Annotated in this window: 22 protein-coding genes; 8 read left to right on the top strand and 14 right to left on the bottom strand. The window is 63.1% G+C overall.

Annotation, left to right across the window (positions count from 1 at the left end; all coding sequences use genetic code 11):
- Position 1: 1 nt before the first annotated feature.
- On the bottom strand, positions 2–388 hold the full coding sequence (gene rbfA, locus T281_RS02275; protein WP_037233496.1) for a 30S ribosome-binding factor RbfA: 387 nt from the start codon (positions 386–388) through the stop codon (positions 2–4).
- Positions 389–469: 81 nt separating this feature from the next.
- Positions 470–1,582 (bottom strand): anhydro-N-acetylmuramic acid kinase, encoded by a 1,113-nt coding sequence (locus tag T281_RS02270; RefSeq protein ID WP_245269130.1) that lies wholly within the window; start codon positions 1,580–1,582, stop codon positions 470–472.
- Between the two features lie 147 nt (positions 1,583–1,729).
- On the opposite strand from T281_RS02270, the gene tyrS reads away from it, so the two are divergent.
- A complete protein-coding gene (tyrS, locus tag T281_RS02265) occupies positions 1,730–2,992 on the top strand; it encodes a tyrosine--tRNA ligase (RefSeq protein ID WP_037233492.1) in 1,263 nt (420 codons plus the stop codon).
- Between the two features lie 80 nt (positions 2,993–3,072).
- Here the strand turns inward: tyrS and T281_RS02260 are convergent, their stop codons facing one another.
- Entirely contained in the window at positions 3,073–6,741 is a 3,669-nt protein-coding gene (locus T281_RS02260; RefSeq protein ID WP_162173092.1) for a DUF3971 domain-containing protein, read from the bottom strand.
- 270 nt (positions 6,742–7,011) lie between these two features.
- Here T281_RS02260 and bcp point away from each other — a divergent pair, with 270 nt between their 5' ends.
- Positions 7,012–7,485 carry a thioredoxin-dependent thiol peroxidase gene (bcp, locus tag T281_RS02255; RefSeq protein WP_037233547.1) on the top strand — a complete coding sequence of 158 codons (474 nt, stop codon included), beginning with the start codon at positions 7,012–7,014 and terminating at the stop codon, positions 7,483–7,485.
- A 335-nt stretch (positions 7,486–7,820) separates the two neighbouring features.
- A complete protein-coding gene (locus T281_RS02250) occupies positions 7,821–8,192 on the top strand; it encodes a bactofilin family protein (RefSeq protein WP_081449544.1) in 372 nt (123 codons plus the stop codon).
- 734 nt (positions 8,193–8,926) lie between these two features.
- Here the strand turns inward: T281_RS02250 and T281_RS02245 are convergent.
- The 4 genes from T281_RS02245 to T281_RS02230 all read right to left on the bottom strand — a co-directional run bounded on the left by T281_RS02245 (position 8,927) and on the right by T281_RS02230 (position 13,236).
- Positions 8,927–9,298: a YbjQ family protein gene (locus T281_RS02245; protein WP_081796535.1), complete on the bottom strand. Its 372-nt coding sequence runs from the start codon at positions 9,296–9,298 to the stop codon at positions 8,927–8,929.
- 58 nt (positions 9,299–9,356) lie between these two features.
- On the bottom strand, positions 9,357–11,186 hold the full coding sequence (locus T281_RS02240) for a hypothetical protein (RefSeq protein ID WP_037233485.1): 1,830 nt from the start codon (positions 11,184–11,186) through the stop codon (positions 9,357–9,359).
- A gap of 215 nt (positions 11,187–11,401) precedes the next feature.
- Positions 11,402–12,037, bottom strand: a complete 636-nt coding sequence (locus T281_RS02235; protein ID WP_037233538.1) for a ribonuclease HII — start codon at positions 12,035–12,037, stop codon at positions 11,402–11,404.
- Positions 12,038–12,138: 101 nt separating this feature from the next.
- Positions 12,139–13,236 (bottom strand): PA0069 family radical SAM protein, encoded by a 1,098-nt coding sequence (locus T281_RS02230; RefSeq protein WP_037233481.1) that lies wholly within the window; start codon positions 13,234–13,236, stop codon positions 12,139–12,141.
- 83 nt (positions 13,237–13,319) lie between these two features.
- Between T281_RS02230 and T281_RS02225 the strand changes: the two genes are divergently transcribed.
- A complete protein-coding gene (locus T281_RS02225) occupies positions 13,320–13,991 on the top strand; it encodes a TIGR04283 family arsenosugar biosynthesis glycosyltransferase (RefSeq protein WP_037233478.1) in 672 nt (223 codons plus the stop codon).
- Positions 13,992–14,266: 275 nt separating this feature from the next.
- On the opposite strand, the gene T281_RS02220 is transcribed toward T281_RS02225, so the two are convergent.
- From T281_RS02220 to T281_RS02210, 4 genes are all read right to left on the bottom strand, one after another.
- Entirely contained in the window at positions 14,267–14,677 is a 411-nt protein-coding gene (locus tag T281_RS02220) for a hypothetical protein (protein ID WP_155955010.1), read from the bottom strand.
- 517 nt (positions 14,678–15,194) lie between these two features.
- Entirely contained in the window at positions 15,195–15,896 is a 702-nt protein-coding gene (locus T281_RS02215) for a TIGR04282 family arsenosugar biosynthesis glycosyltransferase (RefSeq protein ID WP_199502531.1), read from the bottom strand.
- 155 nt (positions 15,897–16,051) lie between these two features.
- On the bottom strand, positions 16,052–16,183 hold the full coding sequence (locus T281_RS19705; RefSeq protein ID WP_276324608.1) for a hypothetical protein: 132 nt from the start codon (positions 16,181–16,183) through the stop codon (positions 16,052–16,054).
- A 9-nt stretch (positions 16,184–16,192) separates the two neighbouring features.
- Positions 16,193–17,401, bottom strand: coding sequence for an MFS transporter (locus tag T281_RS02210; protein ID WP_037233536.1), 1,209 nt, complete (start codon positions 17,399–17,401; stop codon positions 16,193–16,195).
- A 228-nt stretch (positions 17,402–17,629) separates the two neighbouring features.
- Between T281_RS02210 and T281_RS02205 the strand changes: the two genes are divergently transcribed.
- The 3 genes from T281_RS02205 to T281_RS02195 all read left to right on the top strand — a co-directional run bounded on the left by T281_RS02205 (position 17,630) and on the right by T281_RS02195 (position 19,842).
- A complete protein-coding gene (locus T281_RS02205) occupies positions 17,630–18,088 on the top strand; it encodes an NUDIX domain-containing protein (RefSeq protein ID WP_037233469.1) in 459 nt (152 codons plus the stop codon).
- A 269-nt stretch (positions 18,089–18,357) separates the two neighbouring features.
- Positions 18,358–18,840, top strand: a complete 483-nt coding sequence (locus T281_RS02200; RefSeq protein ID WP_013417785.1) for a Dps family protein — start codon at positions 18,358–18,360, stop codon at positions 18,838–18,840.
- A 135-nt stretch (positions 18,841–18,975) separates the two neighbouring features.
- A complete protein-coding gene (locus tag T281_RS02195) occupies positions 18,976–19,842 on the top strand; it encodes a L,D-transpeptidase family protein (protein WP_037233466.1) in 867 nt (288 codons plus the stop codon).
- Between the two features lie 40 nt (positions 19,843–19,882).
- Here the strand turns inward: T281_RS02195 and T281_RS02190 are convergent, their stop codons facing one another.
- Both T281_RS02190 and T281_RS02185 read right to left on the bottom strand, forming a co-directional pair.
- Positions 19,883–23,050, bottom strand: coding sequence for a multidrug efflux RND transporter permease subunit (locus T281_RS02190; RefSeq protein WP_037233463.1), 3,168 nt, complete (start codon positions 23,048–23,050; stop codon positions 19,883–19,885).
- Positions 23,047–24,195 carry an efflux RND transporter periplasmic adaptor subunit gene (locus T281_RS02185; protein WP_081796534.1) on the bottom strand — a complete coding sequence of 383 codons (1,149 nt, stop codon included), beginning with the start codon at positions 24,193–24,195 and terminating at the stop codon, positions 23,047–23,049. Before T281_RS02185 ends, T281_RS02190 begins: the two co-directional genes overlap by 4 nt.
- Before the next feature lie 347 nt (positions 24,196–24,542).
- On the opposite strand from T281_RS02185, the gene T281_RS02180 reads away from it, so the two are divergent.
- On the top strand, positions 24,543–25,091 hold the full coding sequence (locus T281_RS02180; protein WP_037233460.1) for a hypothetical protein: 549 nt from the start codon (positions 24,543–24,545) through the stop codon (positions 25,089–25,091).
- Positions 25,092–25,285: 194 nt separating this feature from the next.
- Here the strand turns inward: T281_RS02180 and T281_RS02175 are convergent.
- Positions 25,286–26,026, bottom strand: a 741-nt coding sequence (locus T281_RS02175; protein ID WP_037233457.1) for an FAD-binding protein, incomplete at its 5' end; no start/stop codon positions are given.

Here is a 26,026-nt window from a genome sequence, read left to right as displayed (position 1 = left end):
TCTATTTGAGATCGCGGGCGACGTCAGGGGAGCGCAGCAGTTCGTCGATGCGTTCCGCCGCATCGAGTGCGTGATCGGCCCGAAATACAAGCTCCGGGACATATTTCAACTCGATGCGCCTTGCAAGCTCGCCACGCAAAAAACGCGCATGACGGTTGAGCGCCTTTGCGATGACATCGCCCGGTTTGCCGCCGAGCGCGCTCGTAAACACGGTGGCGTGCTTGATGTCGGGGCTGACGCGCACCTCGGCGACCGTGATGAGCTGGCCCTTAAGCTCAGCGTCCTCGATGTCTTCCAACCTGAAAATTTCGGCCAGTGCATGGCGCAGCAGTTCGCCCGCGCGGAGCTGGCGCTGCGACGGGCCTTTTGAATCGTGTGTCGGTTTCATGGCGGGAAAGTACGCGATTTTCGCCGTGAAACAAGCGGGTGCGGGCGCGGCTTTTCACCGATTGTCCGGCGCCGGCCGCAATCAGCCTTTCGCGGATCCGGGTTCGGCGATGATTCCGCCCACCACCGGCCTACTCGCGCCCGTCGTTTTCGGAAAGCTCGCGGGCAGGCCCTTCAGTCGGCGCACGGCGAGAAAGGCGAAAGCCTGCGCCTCCATGAAGTTCGTGCTGAACCCGGCCTCATCGGCCGTCTGGATGAGGGGTGCGGGGTCGCCCGCGCCGAGCACCCGGCGCAGGCCCGCCATGATGTAGGGGTTGTGCGCGCCGCCGCCGCAGATGATCCATGTCTTCGCGCGCTCGGGAAGGAAATGCCGTGAGGCGGCGATGCAGGCGACCGTGAAGGCCGTGAGCGTGGCCGCGCCGTCGGCGGGCGACAGCCCCTCAACTTCCTTGAGCTTGAAGGAAAGGCGGTCGAGCGATTTCGGCACCGGCTGCGTGAGGAACGGATCGTGCAGCAGCTTTTGCAGCACGTCGCCATTCACCTTTCCGGACAGCGCGAGCTTGGCGTCCTCGTCGTAGGGCTTGCCCGTATGGCGCAGCGTCCAGTCGTCGATGAGGCAGTTTCCCGGCCCCGCGTCGAAGGCGATCATGTCTTCTTCGCCGCCTTCGGGAATGTAGCTGATGTTGGATATGCCGCCGATGTTCACGAACACGGCGGGAAGCGGCAGCTTGGCCCTGAGCGCGAGCGCGCGGTGATAAATCGGCGCAAAGGGCGCGCCCTGGCCGCCCTCTTCCACGTCCGCCGCGCGGAAATCGTAAACAACCGGAATGCCGAGCGATTCGGCCATGCCTCGGCCATCGCCGATCTGAATCGTCAGTCCTTTTTCGGGCTTGTGTACGACGGTCTGGCCGTGGAAGCCGATGACGTCGATCTCGCTCAAGTTCAGGCCGCGAATGGAGGCGAACGCCTTGACGCAAGCGATGTGCTTCTGCGTGACCATGATTTCGGCGACGGAAAGCACGCCGCTGCGGTCGGTGCGGTTGGCGATGCCTACGGCGGAGGCGAGAGCCTCGCGCAGAAGATGGCCTTCCACAGTGTCGTAGGAAAAGTCGTTGCCCGGCCCGAAAGCCTCGATCGTCTCGCCGTCCGTTTCGATCAGCGCGACATCAACGCCGTCGAGCGAAGTGCCGCTCATCAGCCCGATCGCCTTCATTTCCCACCGCCCCGCTGTTTCACGCTCAATGCGAATGTTGACGCACAATGCGAATGCCTTACATGGTTCTCCCTTGCTACCACGTCAGAAAAGCGCCTGTCGAGGCGCGCTGGCGCGAAGGAGGAGACCATGGCCGCACCGGCAACCCATTCGGACTTCGTTCAGATCCTGAAGGAGCGCGGCTATCTTCATCAGGTCTCCGACGAAGAAGGGCTGAGGAAGCGCGCGGCCGAGGGGCGCATCACGGCCTATATCGGCTTCGACTGCACCGCGCCGAGCCTCCATGTCGGCCATCTCATCTCGATCATGATGCTGCGTATCTTGCAGAAGAGCGGGCATCGCCCCATCGTGCTGCTTGGCGGCGGAACGACGAAGGTCGGCGATCCGTCCGGCAAGGACGAGCAGCGCAAGATTCTCTCGCAGGCCGATATCGACTTCAACAAGGCGAGCCTCAAGACCGTTTACGAGCGCTTCCTCATCTTCGGCGATGGCCCCGCCGACTCCATCATGGCCGACAATGACGAGTGGCTGTCCAGCCTGCGCTACATCGAATTCCTGCGCGATTACGGGCGGCACTTCACCATCAACCGCATGCTCACCTTCGACTCGGTGAAGCTCCGGCTCGACCGCGAGCAGCCGCTGACGTTCCTCGAGTTCAACTACATGCTGCTTCAGGCGTACGATTTCCTCGAACTGTCGCGACGCTACGGCTGCGTGCTCCAGATGGGCGGGTCCGACCAGTGGGGCAACATCGTCAACGGAATGGAGCTTGGCCGACGCGTGGACGGGCGCGAGCTGTTCGCGCTGACGACGCCGCTGCTCACCACGTCGTCTGGCGCGAAGATGGGCAAGTCGGCCGGTGGCGCGGTGTGGCTCAACGCTGATCTTCTGAGCCCGTACGAATATTGGCAATACTGGCGCAACACCGAGGACGGCGACGTGGGCCGCTTCCTGAAGCTGTTCACCGAAATGCCTCTCGATGAGATCGCGCGGCTTGAGGCGCTTCAGGGCGCGGAGATCAACGAAGCGAAGAAGATCCTCGCAACCGAGGTGACGGCGCTGCTTCATGGCCGCGAGGCGGCGGAAGCGGCCGCCGACACGGCGCGGCGCGCGTTCGAGGAAGGTGCTGCGGCCGAGGGGCTTCCGACAGTCGAAATCCCGCGCGGCGAACTCGCCGAGGGCGTAGGCATCCTCAACGCGGCGGTGAAGGCGGGTCTGGTCGCCTCGACGAGCGACGCACGGCGGCAGATCAAGGGCGGCGCGCTGAAGGTGAACGATGTCGCGGTCTCGGACGATCGCGCTAGCGTATCGCTTGCCAATCTCGATGCTGAGGGCGTCATCAAGCTGTCGCTCGGCAAGAAGCGCCACGTGCTGCTGAAACCTGCGCAGTAGGCGACTGAAGCGCCGTGCGGTGGCGCTTTCGCACAAACTGCATTCCTGTCTGAATGCATCGCCGACAGCGAGTTGGCGCCCTACCTCACCTTTGCGGCGGGGCGCTGCTGTGTTTGGACCTGGGGCGCCTGCTGGGGCTGCTCCTGAGCTTGCGCGGGCGCGTTCTCGAACTCGAAAATCTGGCGGAGGAAGCCGGGCGCGAGCATCGACACCGGGTTGACGATCACGTCCGGGTTCGACGTCCGCCCCTGCACGGCGAAGGTGATGCCGAACACGCCCTCGTTCTCGCGACCCTTTAGAAGTTCGCCGAGGACCGGCACGACGCCCAGCACGGCATTGAAGCCATAGAGCGGGACATAGGTGCCGGACAGCGCTAGCGTCTCACGCGCGAAGTCGATGCGTCCGCGGATGGTTGCCCCGATCACAGGACCGTTGATTGCCGCATCGTGGAGCTGGAACTGGCTCTGCGTGATGGAGAAGGGCACCAACATGCGGTCGAACTGGAAGACGTCGCCCGCGTAGACATGCTGCTGCTTCGCGTCCGGCTTGTAGCGCGCACCTTCCTTTTCGGCTTGCGACACTACGCGGCCAACCACCTGGTCGCCGACCACGGCGAAGCGGCGCACTTCGAGCGTGCCGCTCTTGTCGGTGCCGCCGCTACCGTCGAGGTTCATGCGGAGGCTCATCGTCCCGCCGCGCATCGCGCCGTAAAACCCGACGAGCCTGAACGCGGAACCGGCGTCGGTCGCGTCCGAGGAGAGGATGCGCGCATCGCGGGTGCGCTGGTCCACGTGAACCGCCACAGGTGACTCGCCGTTGATCTTGCCCGCAGCCTCGATAGAGGTGAATTTTCCGCCCCGCCGTTTGGCGTCGACGATGACGGATTTCACGCTCGTGTCGTAGTAGCCGAACACGGTCTCGATCTCGACGTTGAGGTCGAGGCCCGGCTCGTCCTTCAACGGTGCCGGTTCCTTGTCGGCGATCTTGCCGGCGCTGAGGAGCGTCTTGAAGAACTGTCGCCCGTCGAAGGACGCGCCCTTCGCCTGCACCTTCAGGATATTTTGCGGCGTGAGTTCGCCCGCAATGGAAAGGTGGGTGAGCGCGTTGGTCGAGAACTCCGGGAAGCTGAATGACGCGAGCCGGTGCTTGTCGTTCATGACGGCGCGGCCGTTGATGGCGATGCCGTCGCCCGTCATCGTGAAATTGTCGAACAGCATCGAGTTGTCGTTACGCCGAACGACATCGCAGGCGACGGTCGCCTTCTGGCCGGGCGGCTTCCGCCAGCCGATGGCCGTCAGAAACAGGTCGGCGTTGGTGAGGTTCGCCTCCATCATGATCCTCGGCGGGCCGTCGCGCTGCAAAGCGATCGCGAGCGCCACCGGGAGGTCGCCCTTCACCATATGGTTGACGTTCAGCCCGAGCTCGTCGCGCGCCTTTTCGTTCAGGATCGAGGCGAGGCGTAGCGTCGGCTGCTTGTCAGGCGGAGCGTCGAAAATGCGCTGCCAGACGAGCGTCACTGGCACGCCGTTCACGCGGATTTCGCCGTTGGCGCCGATGGCCTTCTCCGAGATGTCGAAATTCACCGCGCCGCCGTTCACAGAAACGCCGCCCGGAAGCGCGCCGGAGCGGATATCGGCCACGCGGCTTTTTCCGGTGATGGACATCTGCTCGAACTTGAGGTTCATCAGGAGCGGGAACTTGACCTCGAACGAGGCCTGCATCTGGCCGTTCACGAGCGACGGCTTGAAGCCCACGGCTTTCACGTAGCCGAGCGGAGGCTGATCGAGGAGTTCCAGCACGGCCGCAACCTCGCCGCCGCCCTTGAAGCGGATGTCGGCGTCGGGAAACTCGGGGCGCAGATCGTCGATGAGGAGTTGGCCGTCGGTGAATGTGACGATCTTGCCGCTTGGCACCTCGATGCGCGCCTCGCCCGGAATGTCGTAGACGAAGCGGCGGCCCTTGATGCGCAACTGCGTATCCTGCGTTTCGATGGGGGGCAGCCCCTTGATGTGATAGATCTTTGCGCCGGAGAGGCCCATGCGCATCGAAACCGCGTTCTCGGGGATGTCTCCGCCATCGTCGAGCGCGGCGATCTGATCCGCCGTCAGGTTTACGGCGACGGTTCCGCCCGTGACCTGCGCGACGGGCAAATTCGTGCCGGCCCACTCCCGCGCGCCATTCGCCATGAAGACGGGCCAGATTGCTTTCAGGAAGGAGAAGGGCATCGGCGATATGTCGCCTACGAGCGAAATTCCGCCGCCCGATCTGATGCGGGAGGCTTGCCCGGAAAACGCCAGTCGCGAAGCGTGGCTGCCAAGTTCGAAGCGTTTCAGCGCGACCGAGTCGGTTTCCTCATCATACGCGCCCTCGATCCGGAAAACGTCGAGCGCAACAGGGGCCACCGCGTATTGCGGGGCGGAAAGACGTGTGCCCCGACCATCGAAATCGGCACGCCAGAGGGGTTTCCCGTTGGCTGGATCGATTTCCCGCGCTATTCGCCCCGAAATCGTCAGCAGACTTTCGTCCCAGCGCATCTCCAGCGGGCGGACGATAATCGCCTCGCTCGCCTTGTCGTAGGAGACGCGCAAGGTGCCTCCGTCGATAACGGCCGGATGTTTCTGGTCGAACGGCGCGAAGAAGCGGCCCGCGCCGAGCCGGATTTCCGCCTCGCCACCGGCCAGCCTGCCATCATACCCAATGTCGAAATGCGCGTCGCCGCTGACGGGAAGCTGGACGAGCTTCAACGCATCGATCGACGGCCAGCTATCCCAGATCGTCTTCGGCACCACGTCCCGGACCGAAGCCGTCACCGCATAGCGCTTCTCGTGCGGGCGGTTTTCCGCAGTAAACGAGGCTTGCCATGCCGCGCCGCCGCGTTCGAGCGTCAGCTTCCCGCCGACAATGCTGTTGCCGCCGCGCTCGTCGAGGTTGAGCTGGAAATCCGCGACCCGCCATGTCGACACGGCATTTTCGTTGGCGAAGTAGACCACCGCGTCCTGCATGCCGATGCTTTTCAACGCCTGAGAGGCCGCGCCTCGCTTGCCGATGGTTGCAAACAGGCGGCGGAGCATGGGCGCGGGGTCGAACGCGAATGCGCGAGGTTCGGTGAGGCGTAGACCCTGGCGAGCAAGCTGATGCACGCCCGCAACCTCTGGAGATGGCGGAGAGATTTCGGAGGTTTGCCATGCATCCGCGAGGCCTGCCTGGCTCGCGCCCCAACCCTGCTGCGGGGCGGGTGTCGTTGATTCGGGTGTAAGCGTCAGCCCTTTTCCGGGCAGGTTGAAAATAAGGATCTTCGGGCCGAGCAGTTTGATCTGCGATGGTGCGAGCGCGAGCTTGAGCAGGGATGTTTCGCTCAGATCGACGGAGGCGAGCGGAGCCTTGGCGATTTCCTGATTGTTTTCGTCCACGACGCTGACGTCGGCAAGGCGGAATTCGAGGCCCCAGCTTGATGACAGCCGGAGGATGGCACCGCCGACGCGCAGCGAATAGCCGTCGAGTTGGGCGTTGAGCCGGTCCTGCACGGCGGGGACCAGAAAGGCGAACGAGATAGGTCCGGTCAGAAGCCTTGCGTAGAGGGCGCCGACCGCGAGCGAAAACATGAGCGCGAGCACAGCGGACAGGCGCCAGCCCACCCGGAAGGAATGCCGCGACGCCGTCTTGACGGACCCGGGGATCGCGTCGGCGAGCACCTTGCCGCTTTTCGAGAGACGCGAAAGCTGGACCTGCGCTTTGGAAGGTTTCGCCAAACTGCGGCCATGCCTTTCGGGGACGAGTTCACGGTGCGGGTTTTTCGACGAAAAACGGTCATCCATCGCGTTTCGACTGGTTCATGCGAGAGGCCTCAGACCGCCCGCACGCCCGCTTCTCCCCCGTTAGCGTAGAACGCGAGCCTTGCTCCGCGCGTACCATTCGCCGTCCCCGCGTATCCGACGAGAGCCGGTACGGTGCGGCGAGGCTTTTCTTTCTGGCATTTCGCCTCTATAGACCGGAAAAAGAGACGAAAGGAAGGCCCACCGATGCTTCAGAATGGTGATTTGGCTCCCGATTTCGCGCTTCCCGATGCTGAGGGCAAGACCGTCACGCTGAGCGGCATGAAGGCACCCTATAAAGTTGTGTATTTCTACCCGAAGGATAACACGAGCGGCTGCACCACCGAGGCGCGGAGCTTCTCTGACCTGAAGGATGCATTCGACGCGGCGGGCGCCGATGTCATCGGCATCTCGCCCGACAGCGTGAAGAGCCACGCGAATTTTCGCGACAAGCATGGGCTTCGCGTGACGCTCGTCTCGGATCCGGAGAAAGCCGCGATCGAGGCTTTCGGCGTCTGGGTCGAGAAGAAGATGTATGGGCGCGTCTATATGGGGGTTGAACGGGCCACATTCCTGATCGGCCCCGATGGGAAAATTCTGAAAAGCTGGGGGAAGGTCAAGGTGCCGGGACATGCCGCAGCCGTGCTCGATGCCGTGCGCGAGGCTGCGGGCGCGCGTTGAACCTTACCATTAGCGCCCGAAAAGGCACGATTTCGCCGCGAAGTCCGTGCCGTCTGCACCGAAGCCATGATCGGCGTTGAAATGGTGAAGATGCCGCTCTAAAAGGTTAAGCGCCCGCCGCGCATCGCCTCGGAGTCGCGTTGATGTTCAGTAAAAAGCCAGAGACCGATATGAGCAATTTCGATTCGCAAAAGCCGATAACGAAAACAACGAGCAAAGCCATTGGCGGTCAACCCGCGCAGGGATTGGCGCCGCTCGGAAGCCCGGCTCCCCAGGTTTCCGCCGGACAGCCCGTCTATGCGCCCAAGCCGCCAATCTTCAGGGGACCAGACCGCATGGCACCATCCATCATCGGAGAAGACCTGACAGTCACGGGCAATGTGCTCTCGCGTGGCGAAGTTCAGGTCGACGGCCAGATTCAGGGCGACGTGCATTGCTCGTCGCTGATCGTCGGCGAAAAGGCGCAAATAACGGGTGGTATCGTGGCGGAAGATGTGATCGTGCGCGGTCGCGTCATGGGCTCGGTGCGCGGCAACCGCGTGACGCTTCAGGCTTCGAGCCATGTCGAGGGCGATGTTTTCCACAAGTCGCTCGCAATTGAGCAGGGCGCGTTCTTTGAAGGCAAGTCGCGCCGTTCGGAAGATCCGATCGCCACGGCTCCGCGCCTCGAAGGCATGAATTCACCGTCCTCGCAGGCCGCCGAGTAATACGGTCGATATCTTCTCTGGCATTTGCAAGCGCGCGGGTAGCCCCGCGCGCTGACTTTGCGTGGGCGGGCGCAATCGTGCGGCGTCGGCGTTAATGTTGCGCATAAGCTATTACACCGCAGCATCACGAGCGGCGCTGCCTCATCCTACCCTTCGATCACCCGCCGCCAGCCTGACACGGAATACCCCAGCGCTTAAGAGGCCGTTGGCGTGGATTGTATGGTGGTTGATCGCCGGTTGCCTCGAATGGCAGGAAAAACGGGCTGGTTGAAATACAATAGTTGCGCTAACGGGGATCTAATCTCCCTATCCGTCTATGGACTGACAAAGAACTTCTTCCATATCTGCCCGCGGAGCTTTGTTGTCAGAAATGAATATGACATCGTAACTCCGCCAGGCCACCACACCGTGACCACTGACCTGGATTCGGCGGCTTCGACGTCCAGACTATCCAAATCCCTCCGACCGGATGCATGATGAAGCCGTCTGGCATGACACCGATCGAATCGATGGGCATTACCTCCCCGGACATTTTTCCGCATCGATGCGATCCACATGGCGGCGCGGATACTCGGGCGCCTTTGCACTGGATGGAAAAAGTGCCTCATTCAGCGCGGTGCGTGCGCGTCCGATCCATTGAAACCGCATCATGCCGCGATCTCCTATTCAGCAGTGGCCCTCGCCTTGACATTCGTCTGATGTCGTCCAGACCATTAACATTCAGCGTTGTGCCATCAATCTCGCGGCGTCGTCGAAGCCTCATCATGAGGGACGGGAACCGCGACGGCATCGTCGGAAAGGAACGTGAAGCCGGTCCCATAGACGGTGACTGCGGCGCTGCCCTGAACCATGAAGGGGTTTGAGATGCGGACGGCGAGCACCCCGTCGTAGCCTGCGGCGGCTGCCTTTTCCTTCAGAAGCTCCAGCGCATCCGAGTTCGCGCGGTCGAGAAGCCGCTCGTAGCGCAGCATTTTGCCGCCAACGGCGTTGGTGACCGCCTCGCGCGCATCCCGCAGCAAGTTCGCAGCGAGGACGATGCTGGCATGCAACAATTCGCCTTCCTTGATACGCCGCCCGGAAAGAGTTTCTACCGTGTAAATCTGCATATATCCCCCGCGATGCTCGGAGCGTGCGACAAGTGAAGCAAAACTATTCACGAGAGCACTATCGCGTGCGCGATTTTCCCTGCTCTCTGATCACGATCTGCTGGGGACGCCCGAAGAGCAAGCGGCGTAGCCATGACATGACGACGAGGATGAGGAAGAAGCCGACGAGCACCGCGAGCCAGTAGCGCTCCCAGAACACGCGGAATGCAACGTTACCGCTGCCGACGAGATCGGCGTCCTTGAAAATGCGACCATAGCCGAAGAGGCTGGGTGCTTCTTGCAACATCATTTCCAGCGCCGCAAGCTGGTCACGGCTTCCGAGAATACCTTCGCGAATGCCCTCGGCAGTGAGGTCGCGCATGACGGACGGATCGTCAGTGACAGCTCGCAGCAGACGCTTTGCGGCGCTCGGCTCCAGATTGCGTTCGTAATCCGCAAAGGCCGCGAGTTGCCTGTCGTTCAAACGTCGGGCGAATTCGCGCACCTGATCGCCCGGGAGGCTCAGGATGAAGTCACGAGCCTCGGGCGAGAGATTGGCGATCCGCCCGACAGCGATGCGGTCGTTGATTGCCAGGATCTTCTGGAGCGTCTCGGTGGTCAGCCCTTCGACCGGAAGCCAGCGATAAACGCCGAGTTCGACCACGCGCGGCAGTTCTCGCCCGGCGACCTGGGTCCAGCGCAGCGCCTTGTCGATGGATTTCTGCTCTTCCGCGATCACGAGCGCTGCGTCAGAGAGGTCGAGCAGTGCCCGGTTGAGCGAACCATTCGCCACGCGCGCGAGCACGGCCGCTTCGCCGCCTTCCGTACCGCTTACGATGTCGACGATCTGCCCGAGTCGTCCTATCTGGTCGAGCCGCCTGTTCTTGAGAAATTCGGCGAACGCTGGCGATTTCTCGCTCAGGGCAAGAAGGCGATTGTACTTCTGTCTGAAATCGAGCCAGACTGTGTAAATGCGTTCAGCGGTCTCGTCTGCGATGACTTCAACCTGCTGGCCTATATCGGTCTGGATCGACTTGCCGATCTCTTCCCTGATGAGAAGTTTCGTCTCGTCGGATTTCATGCGCTCCGCGATAATCGGGAACACGCCGTCGCCCGCATCGTAGATGTCCTTGGCGATGAGCGCGAGACCAGCGAGCCCCGCGACCGAGGACACGATCCGGCTCGCAACCATCCCGGCGATGCGCGTCCCGACGCTCTGCACGACTTTTCCGATCACGCGCCGCGTCACGATCAGCACGAGGCCGGAAATCGACCCGGCGTTCGTCGCTACCAGATCGCCCGTATCGATCTTCGCCGGTGCCTGATCGGCTGCCGCCGCGTCGAGATTGCGCTGGCTCTCCTGCGCGAAGACCTGCGCGACCGCGCCGCCGTAGCGCGACTGAAGCGCCGTCTGCACACAGGCGATGATCGGGTTGGAGATCCGCGATGTCGCCTTTTCGATGCGCGCTCCGGCTTCTTTCGCAACGCCTGTCGCCAGTTCATTGATCGCGTCGCGGAAGGTTTGCGACGTATAGGCGCGCTCCGCCACCGCCGTCGCGTAAAGCGTGGCGCGCGATTGGCTGATCGTGGAGTAGGCGCGGTCGGCCCAGCTCGAGTCGGCACGCACCGCATCGACGGCGGCGTCAATCTCTCGGTCTATGCGTGCATTCACATCGGCCTTGGCCCAGTATTGATTGACGAGCGCCATGTAATCGATTGCCGTCAATTCGGTCTTGAGGCTGGTGGTGGCGAGTTCGCGGATGCGGTCGCGCACTTCGGTGTCGGTGAGGTTGCGGCACTCGTCGATGGTGACGACGCGCGGCGTCTGCGCGGAAGCAGCCCGCGAAGCAGGGATGGGCAGGCCCAGCGCCAAAGCGCAAATCATGATCCAGGTGACCAGCTTACGCATAAAAAACCCGGATGAGAGAAACGATCACGCACGCCACCATGCCGTACACCTGTGTCGGGAGAGAGTCAGACGCTAACATAACCATTGCAGTCGGAATGAAAAGCGCATCAGAAGGGAACCTCGCGATCATCGTGGTGCGAGATCGCTTGTGACGAAAACTGGAGAACTTGAAGTCGTTGCTCGCATTGATCTAACCGCACAAGTATCATCCCGCTTCAGGCGGCGGACTCCATCATCAAACGCTCCCAGACCGGGCGGAAACTCCGCCTGTGGTGCAACGTGACGCCGTGTTCCCCGAGCGCGGATGCATGGTCTGCGGTGCCGTAACCCTTGTTGCGCTCCCAGCGGTAGGGCGGGAATGTGCTCGCGAGTTCCGTCATCATCCGATCGCGCGTCACCTTGGCTATGATCGACGCAGCCGCTATGGAGATCGAAAGCGCATCGCCCGAAACGAGCGCTTCGGACGGAATGTCGAGTTTCGGGCAGCGGTTACCGTCGATCAGCGCGGCGTTTGGCGCAAATGCAAGCGCTTCGATGGCGTCGCACATGGCGCGATGGGTGGCGTGGTAGATGTTGATCTCGTCGATCAGCCCGACGGGCGCGATGCCGATCCCCACATGGGCGGCAGCGAAAATCTTTGAAAACAGGTTCTCGCGTTCCGCCGGGGCGAGCTTCTTCGAGTCGTTGATGCCTGCGGGCGGCTTGCCATGAAAGATTACGGCTGCTGCTACAACGGGCCCGGCCCATGGTCCGCGACCCGCTTCGTCGACACCGGCGATGAGTCCTCCGTATTTTCGCTGGAGCGCGAGATCAGGACGGCGCGTGGGCTTTTGTGTCGTGCGAGGCGGCATCGGCTGTTCATGAACTGCTACGCTTGTGCAATCAAGCGTCCAGACCGCGATACCCACGCTTTTTCCCGTCGCGCCTTTTCTCATTACACCTCGCACCTCCGTCAGAAAAGGCTGAGTTGGGCGCCAGGTCGCCGGAACAGGTCTCTTCGCAAGCTCAGGTCGCGTTTGCCGAGGCTGAGACGGCGCAGCGCAATCTGAAATCGCGTGGCGATCTGCTCCGCGTAGTGACCGCTGCCGCAGTGCCGTTCCCCGAAGCGAGAGATGTAGTCCTTGCCCTCGCGTGTTTGCCGAACGAGCGACATTACTCGGTCGGCGCGATGCGGAAACTCCGCACGCAGCCACTCCTGAAAAAGCGGACTCACTTCGAGCGGGAGGCGAAGAAGCACATAACCGGCGTCGGAAGCTCCCGCTTCCGCTGCGGCTTTCAGGATGGATTCGAGTTCGCTGTCGGTGAGCGCGGGGATCAGAGGCGCGGCCATGACCGATACGGGGATGTTCGCGGCTGCGAGCTTCCGGATGGCGTCGATGCGCCTCAGCGGCGTAGAGGCGCGCGGTTCCATTCGACGTCCGAGGCGATGGTCCAGCGTGGTGACGGAAACGGCGACACGCACCAGTTCGCGCTCCGCCATTCGGGCGAGAATGTCGATGTCGCGCAGGATCAGCGCCGATTTGGTGACTAGCGCGACCGGATGAGACGTGCGTTCCAGCACTTCCAGCACCGCCCGCGTGATCCTCCGCTCGCGTTCCACAGGCTGATATGCGTCCGTGTTCGCGCCGATCATGATCGTTGCGGGCTCGTAGCCGGGGCGCGCGAGTTCCGCTTCCAGAGCCTCGGCGGCGTTCACCTTCGCAATAAGCTTCGTTTCGAAATCGAGCCCGGCCGACCAGCCCCAATAGGCATGCGAGGGACGCGCATAACAATAAATGCAGCCATGCTCGCAGCCCCGATAAGGATTGATCGATCGGTCGAAACCGATATCGGGCGAACTGTTCCGCGCGATGATCGTCTTGACGCGCTCCTCTCGAACCTCCGTCTTGAAGGGCGGCAGGTCGTCCAGACTGTCCCAGCCGTCGTCCACCGCCTCGCGACGCTCCGGCTCGAAGCGGCCCGTGGCATTCGATACCGCGCCGCGCCCACGCCTGCGCTCGGCCGCGACATGTTCTTCCTCGGTCGCGCATCTCGCTTCCTTCCAGCCCATGCCTCCACCCTAGCGTGCATTTTGGAACAAATAAAGAACATTTTTCGCTTTCCACAGCGCTCGCGATCGGTTAACAAACGGACATGATCTCGGTTGTCATCCCAACGCTGAACGCGGGGCGAACGCTCTCGGCGACCTTTCTTTCGATCTTCGACGCGGCCGTCGAAGGCATCGTCAGCGAGGTCATCGTGAGCGATGGCGGCTCCACCGATGCTACGCGGCAGATCGCGGAGGAGGCCGGCGCGCGCCTCATCGAGGTCGAACGCGGTCGCGGCCAGCAATTGCGCGCAGGCGCGGAGGCGGCGCGGAAGCCGTGGCTTCTGTTTCTGCATGCCGACACGACGCTCGACGCGGGCTGGACGAACGAGGCGCTGGCTTTCATGAAGCATGGAAGTGGCGCGGCGGCTTTCCGGTTCCGGCTCGCGGACGACGGCTTCAATCCGCGCCTTCTGGAGCGCCTCGTTGCGCTGAGATGTGCGTTGTTCCGGCTTCCTTATGGCGATCAGGGGCTTCTTATCTCGCGCGAGCTGTATGACGAGGTGGGCGGTTTCGCCCCGATTCCGCTGATGGAAGACGTCGAAATCATCCGCAAGCTCGGCAGCGGGCGGCTTGCCATGTTGAAGACGAACGCGGTCACGAGCGCAGACAGGTTTCGCGAGCAGGGCTATTTTCGGCGTTCAGCGCGAAATTTGTGGTGCCTGTCGCTCTATTTGCGCGGCGTGCCGCCGGAGAAGCTGGTCGAGCAGTACGGCTAGTAATAGTGGATGGTGCAAGATGAGCAGTGAGAAGTTCCGGCTTTCGAACGGGGGCGAACGTGTGCATGCGGCGCTGCGTGCCGGTCTCGCTTATTCATCGACGTGTAATCGTCCGGCCCAATCGCTCGAAGCGAGATGCGACTCCGGTCAGTCAATTCGCCTAATTTGCGAACACGTCTCTTTAGCTGAAGGCCGTTTTGCCGAACGGATTCCGATGCATTCATCAAAAGAGCTTATGGAATTCTGGCCGATACGGGTCGCCTCATGACGATGCATCAGGATTTGGAGCCTTTGCCAAGCAGCAACTGCGACAGGAAAATCGTCGACGTCACGATCAGCGCCGCGACAATGGCGACACCCACGCCCTTCGCCGCGTCTTCCTCGCCATAGAATACGATGCGCCGCGTCCCTTCCCAGGCGGTGTAAAGGTCGATTGCCACGGCGGTCGCCCAGGCGCCCTTGAGTATGAGGATGGGGCTGTTATGAGCCGGCATCGAGTAGATCGCGGTCGTCGCGAGCACGAAAATGAATACGATCAGCGTGACCACTATACCGAAGGTGAACTGGCCCGGATTGATGGCTGGATTCGTTGGCAGGTCGAAGAAATAGGAGAAGCCGAGGTAGGTTGTGTACACATCCCACAAAGCTATGGGCAGCAAAAGTAGAGATAGCGGGCGCAGATTCATCGGGGCCTCTGCGGGAGTGGATGGCTTCGCGGTGGCCGGAGCAGGAGCGGGTGCCGGCGTCGAGGCTTGTGCGAATGCCTGCGCAAAAGCGACCGCAAGATTTGCAACGGGCGTCGCGCCTGCGGAACCAGCAGGAGGTGATGCCGCCGGGCTTCCTGGAGGCGGCGCACCGGTACCGCTGGGGGGTGTATTATCGGCCACTGTGTCCGCCTGTTCTGCCGGTCTGCCGCGTTTGACGCAAAAGGTCTACAGTGTCGCGCGGTAAATCACATGCGGCGCGACGCTTCAAATTCGGTTGTCGATCAGCTTCTCTGCGTCAAATCAAGGCTGATCTGGCTCGTGGGCCTTGTCCGCAGCGCAGCCCCCGCATGTGTCACGTTCCGACCGGCGAAAGCGGAGCCAGCCGGTCGAAATGTGCAGCAATGCCAGTGTCGGGCGGGCACGCTGCGAGAGGGGCTTGCCGCAAAACGCAAGCCACACCTTTATAGCAAATTTTCTATAAATTTTTCACAAACATTTATGGGGTCGCATGCGGCTTTAGAAGTCGGCGGTAGCGTCGATAGTCCGCTCCCGTGTCGATATCGAACAGCGTTTTCGAGAACGCAATGCGGCGGCCTCCCCGAGTATTTTCGAGCGAGATGGATATCGCTTCGCCTGAAGAGGGCGCGTCAAGATAAGGAACCCGAGTTTTGTTGCGGTTCGAGGAAATGCGAATGTGCTGAAAGTTGGCGAGCGTATCGGCGAGCGCGTAGGGCGACGACCAGCGGACATTCGCGAACGGCGCGGGGATTTTCGGACGCCGCCTCAGCCCGACGAGCCAGTAGCCGCCATCCTCCGCTGGGCCGAAAACCGCGTCGGCCCGCCGAAGTTGGCGAAAGGCGTCGGCGACGATATCGCGCGTGATGCCGGGTATGTCGGTGCCTATGATGATGAGCGGCCCCGCTCCGCATCGGTCGAACAAGGCCTGCATGCGCGCGCCGAGGTCGCCACGCGCCTGCGCTATTCGAGGCACGCGCCCTCGTCCCGCACACCACGCCGCAAAGCGCGCCATCGTTGCTGTTGCAGGCGACACGGCCAGCACACACCGAAAGCGCGGATCGAGGGCAAGCTCGCGAAGGACCCGCGCCGTCAGCGCGCGCGTGAGGGCCACGGCCGGCACAAACCCAATGTCGCGCGCGAGACGCGTCTTGACCGCGCCGCAGACCGGCGCCTTCGCCATGATGACAACCAACGGCGGGGCAATCATCGGCTTTCGATGCGTTTCTCTATTTGGATGTGTGTAACGCCCGCAGCGGTTCAGCGGAGCCGCGTTGGCTCGCGTTCTACCAGCGCGGGTATGTCGCCGGAAGCGCCGAACAGGCTTTGCTGTCGGGGTCAAAAACATCCCGCGATCGCGCCGCCGAGATCGAGGAGAAGTGCCGGTCCGCGTGTGATCATGAGCCACCCCGCGCCCGCGACAAGGGCCACGACGGCTGCGATGAAACTCCATTTCAGGGCTTGCGGCATGTCCCTCCCTCACTCCGCGGGCGCGGCGGCGAGCCTCGGCGCAGGGCCTTCGCGGATCGGCAGATGCAGAAGCGCGGCGATCATCCCGACCGCGACCGACGCCCACCACAAGAGATCGTAGGAGTTGGTCGTATCATAAAACCAGCCGCCGAGCCACGCGCCCATGAAGCTGCCGACCTGGTGCGAAAAGAACACCACGCCGTATAGCATCGACAGCCAGCGCGGGCCGAAGAACGTCACGATGAGCCCGCTCGTCAGCGGTACTGTGCCGAGCCACAGAAGCCCGATCAGAAAGGCATAGATGAGGACCGCTGTTTCGGTCAGCGGCAGGTAAATGAGAGCGAGGAAGATCAGCGCGCGCGCGAAATAGAGCGCCGCGAGCGTCAGGTGTTTCGGGGCGATGTCGCCGATGCGGCCGAACGCCCATGTGCCGAGGATGTTCGCCGCGCCGATAATCGTGAGCGCGAGCGCGCCGAGGCCGGGGCCGAAGCCTTTGTCCGCAAGGAACGCGGGCAGGTGCACGCCAATGCCCGCGAGGTGGAAGCCGCAGACGAAGAATCCCGCCGTCAACAGCAGGAAGCTTGGATAGCGCAGCGCCTCGGACAGCGCCGCGCCCACACGTTGATCGGGATGCGCGCTCGGGTGCGCGTTGCTATCGCCGCTCGTCAGTGCAAAGCCTAGCGGAGCAATCAGCGCGGCGGTGATCGCCATGATCCAGAGCGTGGAGGTCCAGTCGGTCGCTTCGAGGATCACATGCGCATAAGGAAGCGCCATGAACTGGCCGATTGCGCTGCCCATGGTCACGAGGCCGAGCGCCGAAGCGCGGCGTTCCGGCGCTGCCGCGCGCGCCACCGCGCCAAAGACGGCGGAAAAGCCGGTGCCCGCGATGCCGATGCCGACGAGGCTTCCCGCAAGCACGAGCTGGTTTCCGCTCGATGCCGTTGCCATCAGCGCGAGCCCGCCTGCATAGAATGCAGTGCCGCCGAGCACCACGCGCAGCGAGCCGAACTTGTCCGCGACCGCGCCGGCGAACGGCCCCGCCACGCCCCAGACGAGGTTCATGATCGCCATGGCGAACGAGAACACCTGCCGGTCGAGGTCGAGATCCTGGCTGATCGGCTTCATATAGAGGCCGAAGGTTTGCCTTATGCCCATGTTGATGGCGAGCATGATGGCCGCGCAGGCGATGAGCAGGCTGACGGTGGGCACGCGGCGCATGAGGATCTCCCGGATCGGCCGCGCCCCCATCCGGGGGCAGGCGCTGGCGCGATCCGTCGCAATTTGTGGAACACTTGTATCGCAGGCGCCGGGCAAAGCAAATCATCGGGGTGTGATGGGCGCGCGCGAGGCGGACGAGGCGGCCCCCTCTGTTGCGACATCGCGCTTGCAAAGCGCGGCGGCACGCCGCATGGTCCGGCCAAGCTCAACCATCGGCCGCACTCCCCCATGCTTCGCAAAATCCCGATGCGCGTCATCGCCACCTACTGGCGCTACACGCGAGGTGCAACGCTCGGCGCGCAAGGCGTCGTCATCGATGAGGTTGGGCGCGTGCTTCTCGTGCGCCACGGCTATCGCCCCGGATGGCATTTCCCCGGCGGCGGCATCGAGTGGCGCGAAACCGCCGAGACGGCGCTCTCCCGCGAGCTGTTCGAGGAGGCGGGCGTCATCCTGAAGGCTCCGGCGCGGCTCCACGGCTTTTTCGCGAATTTCGCCGCCATGCCGAACGATCACGTCGCGCTTTTCGTTGCAAGCGAGTGGGAGCGCCCGCGCGTGCCGAAGCCGAACCACGAAATCGCGGAGAGCCGGTTTTTCGCGCGAGACGAACTGCCGGATGGCACAGTCGCGCCGGTGAAGCGGCGGCTCGCGGAGATCCTCGACGGCGCGCCGGTTGATGCGACCTGGTGACTGGAGCCGCTTGGCGCTGGCAGCAGGGCCACCCGTGCGGCCAAGTTTCCGTTGGCAGATGAGCCGCGATACCTCAAAAAGCACCACGGCGAGCATTATATTCGCTCCGAGGCTGGTTCCGGTCAGGCCGACTGATCGGAAAACGGACTCGCGTTTAAGCTTTGGAGGCGGTTTGCCTCCTGGGTGGGTTTACCGTGCCTGGTTTTGCGGCATGAGCCGGGCGCTGTGTATCCGCCTTCTCCGATTTCGTTCACTAGAAAGGACCGCATATGAAACGCGCACCCCAAATCAACATCGGTATCCCTGAGGAACAGCGCGAGAAGATCGCCAACGGCCTCTCGCATCTTCTTGCCGATAGCTACAGCCTTTACCTCATGACGCACAATTTCCATTGGAACGTCACGGGTCCGATGTTCAACACGCTCCACGTGATGTTCATGCAGCAATATACCGAGCAGTGGAACGCGCTCGACCTTATCGCGGAGCGCATCCGCGCGCTCGGCTTCCCGGCTCCCGGCACCTATGCCGAGTTCGGCAAGTTGACCTCGATCAAGGAAGTGACGGGCGTGCCGAAGGCGCTTGAGATGGTGCGCCATCTCGTCGACGCGCAGGAAGCGACGGCCCGCACGGCGCGCGATCTGTTCCCGCTTCTGGAAGAGGCGAACGACCAGCCGACCGCCGACCTGCTCACGCAGCGCCTCGACGTGCATGAAAAGACCGCGTGGATGCTTCGTTCGCTGCTGGAAGAGTAGTCGAATTGATGACTTCGGAGCGTGGCCCGTTCACGCTCCGAATTTCATCTGCCGCTCCGGGATCGAGCACGTCTTCCCGCTTTTCAGAAAATGTTATAAGTCTGCGTCTCGCCGCCTCTGGATAGTCGGAGAACGATGCAGTTTCTTTACTCGATTTCCCGGGTTTTGATCGCAGGCGCACTTGCCGGAGCGCTGGCTGTTCTCACGCTAACGCTATGGCCCGACCTCATCGGGCGCGGCGAAGAAGGGCTTGCCCGCATCCGCCTTGCTGCGCACGATGCGCAGCGCGTCCTGTACGCTAAGCTCGGATGGCCGCTGCCAGGCACGCCGGATCTTGGCCGCCTCAACGAGCGACTGGCCGAAAAGGGCCTCGCGCGCGGCGCGCCGGTCTTCATCCGCATCTTCAAGCGCGAGCGGGAACTCGAACTCTGGATGAGGCGCGGGGACGGCTTCGTGCTGTTCGCGTCCTACCCCGTTTGCCGTCATTCAGGCGGGCTGGGGCCGAAGCTTCGCGAAGGCGATCGTCAGGCGCCCGAAGGCTTCTATACGGTAGGACGCAGCCAACTCAATCCGAACAGCGCCTATCGCCGCTCCTTCAATCTCGGCTATCCCAATCTGTACGACGCCGCCAACGGCCGAACGGGCTCGTTCCTTATGGTGCATGGGGCCTGCCTCTCTGTGGGCTGCTATGCCATGACGGACCCGGTCATTGACGAGATCTGGGAGCTTGTCACCGCCGCGCTCGATCGTGGGCAAAAGCGGTTCAGCGCGCACATCTTTCCATTTCGCATGAGCGAGGCGCATCTTGCCATCCACGATAGGGCTCCGTGGGGCGAGTTCTGGCGCGACCTCAAGCGGGGATACGACCTTTTCGAGGCCTCGCGCACGCCGCCGCGCATCGGGGTTTGCGCGAAGCGTTATGTCGCAAGAAGCGGCGCGGCGGGAAGCTACGGTGAGAGCGAACTGGCAGAGCTTTGCGATCAGGAAGCCCAGCGTCAGTAAGCGTCATTTTGGGGGGCGACGTGCGCCGGTGTGACGTTTGTCACTCCGCAGCCTTGCGCGGCCGCTCGGTCAGCGCGTCGGCCAGTTCGGATTCCAGCGCCATCGGCTCATCTGGCGCGGTTTCGTGTGCCTTTGCCCCGCGCGTAAGCCGGGTTTGCAGCTTGTCGAGATAAAGATAGATCACCGGCGTCGTGTAGAGCGTGAGGATCTGGCTGAGCGCGAGACCGCCCACCATGGCGTAGCCGAGCGGCTGGCGCAGCTCCGAGCCGGAGCCCGTGCCGAGCATCAGCGGCACGCCGCCGAGCAGCGCCGCCGCCGTCGTCATCAGGATCGGGCGGAAGCGCAACAGCGCCGCCTCGCGGATCGACTCCTCGGCCGATAGCCCGCGTTGCCGCTCCGCCGTGATGGCGAAGTCAACCATCATGATGCCGTTCTTCTTCACGATGCCGATGAGCAGGATGATGCCGATGATGCCGATCACCGACAGGTCGAAGCCGAACGCCATCAGCATGAGCAGCGCGCCGACGCCCGCGGACGGCAGCGTCGACAGGATCGTGAGCGGGTGGATGAAGCTCTCGTAGAGCATGCCGAGGATGATATAGACGGTTATGAGCGCCGCCACGATCAAGATCGGCGTCGTGCGCAGCGAATCCTGAAAGGCCTGCGCATTGCCCTGGAAATTGCCCACCAACGTCTTGGGCGCGCCGATCTCCGCCATCGCCGCGTTGATCGCGGTGACACCTTCGCCGAGCGCAACGCCGGGCTTCAGGTTGAAGAACACGGTCGCGGACGGAAACTGGCTCTGGTGGGTGATCGACAGATAGCCGGTCTTGTCGGTGTCGAAGGTGGCGAGCGTCGAGAGCGGCAACATCTGCCCCGTATTCGGCGAGCGCACATAGATGCGGTTCAGCACATCCGGCTGCGTCTGAAGCTCCGGCAGGATTTCGAGCACCACATTGTACGTTGAAAGCTGCGTATAATACTGCACGACCTGACGTTGGCCGAGCGCGCTGTTCAGCGTCGCGTCGATATGCTGCGGCGTGATGCCGTAAAGCGAGGCGCGGTCGCGGTCGATCTTCACCGAGAGCTGCGGCGCGTTGATGAGGAGGTCGGTCGAGACGTCAGCGAGGGCGGGCAGCGTCCTGAGCTTCGCGACGATCTGCGGCGTCCACTCGTTCAGCTCTTCGAGGCTCGCGTCCTGGAGCGTGTACTGGTAAAGCGCCCGCGACGCCCGCGCGCCAACGGTGATGTCCTGCGCGGGCGACAGGAACGCCGCCGCGCCCTGCACCTCGGCGAGCTTCGGGCGCAGCCTGTTGACGATTTCAAGCGCGCTCGCCTTGCGCTCGCCCCATGGCTTCAGCCGGATGAAGATGCGGCCGGAGTTCAGCGTCGCGCCGGGCGACGATCCGAGGAAGGAGGCGACGGTCGCGATGTCGGGATCTTCTGCGATGATGTCGGCCAGCACCTTCTGACGCCTCACCATCTCGTCGAACGAAATGTCCTGCGGTGCGTCCGTGATGGCCACGATGGAGCCCGTGTCCTGCACGGGGAAGAACCCCTTGGGGATGATGACAAACAGATAGATCGTCAGCGCAAGCGTTGCGAAGAAGACCATGAGCGTGAAGCGGCGGAAGTGCAGCGCCACGTCGAGTGTGCGCGCATAGCCCGCCTGAAGCGCCTCGAAAAAGCGGCCGATCATGCGAGAAAGAAGGCCCGGCCGCTCCTCCTCATGCGGCGTCAGGAAGCGCGAGCACAGCATGGGCGTGAGCGTCAGCGCGACGACGACCGAAACCGCGATGGTAACGGTGACGGTCATCGCAAATTCGTGCATCAGCCGCCCGATGATTCCGCCCATGAGCAGGAGCGGGATGAACACGGCGACGAGCGAAAGGCTGATCGACATCACGGTGAAGCCGATCTCGCTCGCGCCCTTCAGCGCGGCGCGGAACGGCGGCTCGCCGTTCTCGATGTGGCGGACAATGTTTTCGACCACCACGATGGCGTCATCCACCACGAAGCCCACCGCGATGACGAGCGCCATCAGCGAGAGATTATCGAGGCTGAAGCCCGCGACATACATCACCGCAAAGGTGCCGATGAGCGAGATAGGCACGATGGCGCTCGCGATCAGCGTCGCGCGGAGATTGCGCAGGAACAGGAGAACGACCAGCACCACGAGGCCGATGGTGAGCAAAAGCGTGAACTCGACCTCGTGGACCGAGGCGCGGATGGTTTCCGTCCGGTCGTTCATGATGTCGATCTTGACGCCCGCCGGGATCACGCTTGCGAATTTCGGCAGCGCCGCCTTGATCGCGTCGACCGTCTCGATGACGTTGGCGCCCGGTTGCTTGAAGATGACGAGCAGCACCGAGCGCTTGCCGTTCGCCCATGCGCCCGAAAGCGTGTTCTCCGGCCCGGCCACGGCGCGGCCCACATCGGCAACGCGGATCGGTGCCCCGTTGCGGTAGGCTAGGATGACTTTGTCGTAGTCCTCGGGCTTCACGATCTGATCGTTCGCCGCGATGGTGAAGCTCTGCTCCACGCCCTGAACGGTGCCCTTTGCGGCATCGGCGGTGATCGTGCCGAGCATGGCGCGCACGTCTTCGAGGGTGAGGCCGCGCGACGCGAGCCGCTCCGGGTCGACCTGCACGCGTACGGATGGCTTCTGCTGCCCGCCGATGTTCACATTCGCGACGCCACGGATCTGCGAGATCTGCTGCGCGAGGATGTTTTCCGCCTGATCGCTGACTTCGGTGATGGGCAGCGTATCCGCCGTCACCGACAGGATGATGATCGGCGGATCGGCCGGATTGAATTTGCGGTAGCTCGGCGGCGAGCTGAGCGACGTGGGCAGCTTCCGCCCGGCGGCGGTGATGGCGGCCTGCACGTCCTGCGCCGCCGCGTCGATGCTGCGGTCCAGCTCGAACTGGATGTTGATCTGCGTATTGCCGAGCGTGCTCGTGGATGTGAGTTGCGTCACGCCCGCTATCTGGCCGAACTGCTGTTCGAGCGGCGTCGCGACCGAGGACGCCATGGTCTGAGCCGACGCGCCCGGAAGCTGTGCCGAAACCTGGATCGTCGGGAAGTCCACCTGCGGCAGCGGCGCGACGGGCAGATAGAAGAACGCGGCGACGCCTGACAGCACGATGGCCGCCATCATGAGCGTGGTGGCGACGGGGCGAAGAATGAACGGTGTGGAAATGCTCATGTGCGGCCCGCGGCGTCGTTCGCGGCCATGGGCTTCGCCTTCGGCTCGATCTGGATATCCTGGCGCAGGCGGTAATGGTTCGAGACGATGACGACATCGCCCTCGGTCACGCCCTTTGCGACGACCGTCTCGCCCTCATGGCTCGGGCCGATTTCGACCGCCGCCATCTGCGCGCTGCCCTTTGGTGTGGCGACCCAGACGTAAAGGCCGTTGGGACCGCGCTGGACTGCGGCGGCTGGCACGGTGACGGCGTTGTTGAGCATGCCCGCCTCGACGAGCACAGAGGCATATTGGCCGGGCCAAAGCGCATCGTTTCTGTTGTCGAATGTCGCCTTGAGGCGGATCGTTCCCGTCGTCTGATCGACCTTGTTGTCGATGACCGTCAGTTTGCCCTTCGCCAGGGGCCTCTTCGCGTCGTGATCGAGGGCGATCACCGAAACCGGCCCAGCCTTCTGCGCCTCGCGGATCAAGGGCAGCTTCGCCTCGGGCAGGGTGAAGACAACCGAGATCGGGTCAACCTGTTTGAGTTCGGCGATGAAGGTCTGGTCGCTCGCGCGGACGATGTTGCCGACGTGAACCGCCGAAATGCCGATGCGCCCGTCGAAGGTTGCGGTTATCGTGGTGTAGCTGAGGTTGGTTTCAGCGGTGCGGATGGCGGCTTCGTCGGCCTGCACGAGCGCGCGCCCGATGCCGACTTTCGCGGTGAGCTGGTCCACCGTCTGCTGCGAGGCGAAGCGCTGTGTCGAAAGCTGTAGGCTGCGGTTGAGGTCTTTCTCGTCGGATTCGAGTTGCGCCTTGTCCTGCGCGAGCTTGGCCTTGGCGGAGTCGAGCGCCGCGCGGTAGAGGCGAGGATCGATAATGGCGAGGACGTCGCCTTTTTTGACCAATTGGCCATCCGCGAAGTTTACCTTGTCGAGCGTCCCGTCCACGCGGGAGCGGATCTGCACGGTCTGAAATGCTTCGACCGCGCCGATGCCTAACAGGAGCACGGGCACGTCGCGCACGCGCGCGGGCACGGTGGAGACAGCGATGGCGGCTGGCGCGAGCGCGGCCTGCGGGGCGGGCTTCGGCGACGGCCCCGCCATCAGCGCGACCGCTGTTGCTGCGGAGAGAAGCACAAGGCCCGCTAACACTCTACGAAACATCAAAATCCCCGTTTAGGCTCTGGCTGACCGGAAGCGTGAAAGCGCCGCCGCTCGGTGCGCATCGCGGCCGTCATGTTCGGGCGTCTCGCCAGCGGCCGAGCCTGCCACGAAAGACCCTTACCGGTTTAACACTCCTTCGTGTCAAACCCTGCGCGATGCGGTGCACGATGGTGCATCGGCCCATTCAAAAGAAGCGTGGTGGTGTCGAATTCGACAGCATCGAGATTCCGCTCCGGTCAGTCCCGGAGTATGCAGGAGAAATTCCCGCGCTAAAAGGGAAGGGTAGGGACGTGGGGCAAGTCTTACCGTCTTTTAATCATTGCCGGTCGAAGGGGGGAACGATTGATATGTTGAGGGCAATCGCGGCCGACGCTGTGTTCTGCGCCGCCTTCCTCGTGGAGAGCCTGGCGCTTCTGTCGATATTGGAGGGAGCATTCGGGCTCGCGTTCGGCGAACTCTCCATTCCGATCCTGAAGACGTGGCGGGCGGTGACGGAGCCCTTCGTCGGCTTCGGCGCTGCCGTGTTTTCGTCGAAACCGCCGGTTTGGGTTGTCGACGCCGCCGCGATTTCGGGAGTGTTATTCTTCCTCTTCTTCATCCGACAGGCGCGCAATGCCATCGCGCCATTCGAGGACGGCACCTATCCGCCCGGCGCGGTCGTGACGCGATACGACGCCCTCATCGACGACGCGATCCCCACTGTGCTCTGCGCTCTGGGCGCTGTGCTGTTCGCGCCGACGCTGCTGCCGCTGCTAACGCTTCCCGTTGCGCTCTGGCTGCTCGGCCGGAAGCTCGTCGGCCGCCCGGCCTGGTTCGCGGTTTCGAACGCATATTACGTGAACGTGGCGGCTCTGGTTTGTCTGGCGGCTGCGGGCTTCTGGTTCGGACGGGCGTAGGAGGCCACGGGCCGGCAACGGCGTGCGGCTGCTGCGGAGGTGATCCGCTGCGGCATCTGCCGGAAGAGCGGCCTGCTCTGCTCACGGTGGTGAAGGCTTCACGCCGCCGAAAATATAATGGCCGGGGAAATCCCCGGCCATGATTCTTGAAGCCTGAAGCTTTTCGGCGTTCGCTTGCAGCGGGCACGAATGCCCTAGTAAACGCGCGCCTTCGGCTGGATGTACTGCACATCGTTTGTCAGCGTGTGCGTATGGACCGGGCGATATTCGAGCGCCACGCTGCGCTTTTCGTCGTCGCCATAGGCGAGCGTGTGCTTCATCCAGTTCTCGTCGTCGCGGTTCGGGAAGTCCTCGCGGGCATGCGCGCCGCGACTTTCCTGCCGGGCATGCGCACCTGAAACCGTGGCGAGCGCCAGGCCGATCATGTTGTTGAATTCGAGCGTCTCGGTTAGGTCCGTGTTCCAGACGAGCGAGCGGTCGGTAACGCGAACGTCCTCGATCCCGTCCCACACTTCCTTGATGAGCCTCACGCCCTCTTCGAGCACGTCCGCCTGACGGAACACCGCGCAATTGTTCTGCATGATGCGCTGCATCTTGCCGCGAAGCACGGCGGTGGGCGTCGAGCCGTTGGCGTGGCGGAAGCGGTCGAGCCGCGCGATGGCTTCCTCGCCCGCATTGGCCGGGAGGTTCGAGTGCTCGCCTTTTTCGATGGTCTCGGCGCAGCGCAATGCTGCCGCGCGGCCGAACACCACGAGGTCGATCAGCGAGTTGGAGCCGAGGCGGTTCGCGCCGTGCACGCTCGCGCAGGACGCTTCGCCGATGGCCATCAGGCCGGGGATCGTCGCATCCGGATCGCCCGCGCGAGGGTTGAGCGCCTCGCCCAGGTGGTTCGTCGGGATGCCGCCCATGTTGTAGTGAACGGTCGGGATAACGGG

Origin of the sequence: Rhodomicrobium udaipurense JA643 (assembly GCF_000636015.1) — a bacterium.
In the GTDB taxonomy this organism is placed as follows: Bacteria; Pseudomonadota; Alphaproteobacteria; order Rhizobiales; family Rhodomicrobiaceae; genus Rhodomicrobium; species Rhodomicrobium udaipurense.
Note: the sequence above shows the minus strand (reverse complement) of the source record. Positions and strands in the feature narration are given on the sequence as shown.

Excerpts from the sequence above, each read along its gene's own strand:
- rbfA (WP_037233496.1), bottom strand. The coding sequence starts at position 388 with ATGAAACCGACACACGATTCAAAAGGCCCGTCGCAGCGCCAGCTCCGC.
- T281_RS02270 (WP_245269130.1), bottom strand. The coding sequence starts at position 1,582 with ATGAGCGGCACTTCGCTCGACGGCGTTGATGTCGCGCTGATCGAAACG.
- tyrS (WP_037233492.1), top strand. The coding sequence starts at position 1,730 with ATGGCCGCACCGGCAACCCATTCGGACTTCGTTCAGATCCTGAAGGAG.
- bcp (WP_037233547.1), top strand. The coding sequence starts at position 7,012 with ATGCTTCAGAATGGTGATTTGGCTCCCGATTTCGCGCTTCCCGATGCT.
- T281_RS02250 (WP_081449544.1), top strand. The coding sequence starts at position 7,821 with ATGGCACCATCCATCATCGGAGAAGACCTGACAGTCACGGGCAATGTG.
- T281_RS02245 (WP_081796535.1), bottom strand. The coding sequence starts at position 9,298 with ATGCAGATTTACACGGTAGAAACTCTTTCCGGGCGGCGTATCAAGGAA.
- T281_RS02240 (WP_037233485.1), bottom strand. The coding sequence starts at position 11,186 with ATGCGTAAGCTGGTCACCTGGATCATGATTTGCGCTTTGGCGCTGGGC.
- T281_RS02235 (WP_037233538.1), bottom strand. The coding sequence starts at position 12,037 with ATGCCGCCTCGCACGACACAAAAGCCCACGCGCCGTCCTGATCTCGCG.
- T281_RS02230 (WP_037233481.1), bottom strand. The coding sequence starts at position 13,236 with ATGGGCTGGAAGGAAGCGAGATGCGCGACCGAGGAAGAACATGTCGCG.
- T281_RS02225 (WP_037233478.1), top strand. The coding sequence starts at position 13,320 with ATGATCTCGGTTGTCATCCCAACGCTGAACGCGGGGCGAACGCTCTCG.
- T281_RS02220 (WP_155955010.1), bottom strand. The coding sequence starts at position 14,677 with ATGAATCTGCGCCCGCTATCTCTACTTTTGCTGCCCATAGCTTTGTGG.
- T281_RS02215 (WP_199502531.1), bottom strand. The coding sequence starts at position 15,896 with ATGGCGAAGGCGCCGGTCTGCGGCGCGGTCAAGACGCGTCTCGCGCGC.
- T281_RS19705 (WP_276324608.1), bottom strand. The coding sequence starts at position 16,183 with ATGCCGCAAGCCCTGAAATGGAGTTTCATCGCAGCCGTCGTGGCCCTT.
- T281_RS02210 (WP_037233536.1), bottom strand. The coding sequence starts at position 17,401 with ATGCGCCGCGTGCCCACCGTCAGCCTGCTCATCGCCTGCGCGGCCATC.
- T281_RS02205 (WP_037233469.1), top strand. The coding sequence starts at position 17,630 with ATGCTTCGCAAAATCCCGATGCGCGTCATCGCCACCTACTGGCGCTAC.
- T281_RS02200 (WP_013417785.1), top strand. The coding sequence starts at position 18,358 with ATGAAACGCGCACCCCAAATCAACATCGGTATCCCTGAGGAACAGCGC.
- T281_RS02195 (WP_037233466.1), top strand. The coding sequence starts at position 18,976 with ATGCAGTTTCTTTACTCGATTTCCCGGGTTTTGATCGCAGGCGCACTT.
- T281_RS02190 (WP_037233463.1), bottom strand. The coding sequence starts at position 23,050 with ATGAGCATTTCCACACCGTTCATTCTTCGCCCCGTCGCCACCACGCTC.
- T281_RS02185 (WP_081796534.1), bottom strand. The coding sequence starts at position 24,195 with ATGTTTCGTAGAGTGTTAGCGGGCCTTGTGCTTCTCTCCGCAGCAACA.
- T281_RS02180 (WP_037233460.1), top strand. The coding sequence starts at position 24,543 with ATGTTGAGGGCAATCGCGGCCGACGCTGTGTTCTGCGCCGCCTTCCTC.